1 protein-coding gene is annotated in these 259 nt (G+C 58.3%); it reads right to left on the bottom strand.

Annotated features, from left to right (window positions below; translation table 11 throughout):
- Nucleotides 1-203 (bottom strand): substrate-binding domain-containing protein (locus tag ACX9YW_RS23195; RefSeq protein ID WP_460351105.1); only part of this gene is annotated, 203 nt, incomplete at its 3' end.
- Between the last annotated feature and the right edge of the window lie 56 nt (nucleotides 204-259).

The raw sequence follows: 259 nt of genomic DNA on the forward strand, positions 1-259 counted from the left end.
TTCTTCGCGATCGTCGCCAGGACGACGGTATCCGTGCCCGACAGAGCCGCTTGAATAGGACCCGCGCCGCCCGCCTGGATAATCGGCAGCTCTCCCGACAGCATCGCCTGCAGCGCCAACGAGCTTCCGGGAATGCTGATAACTTCAACGTTGAGGCCATGCTTTTCGTAGTAATTCCCTTCTTTCGCAAACCAAATAGACATTTGCGCCGCCGATGCCGAGCCGCCTCCGGTTCTTAGCCGCTCGAGCTTCTTTTCCT

It is taken from the genome of Pseudoneobacillus rhizolycopersici, from assembly GCF_054786815.1.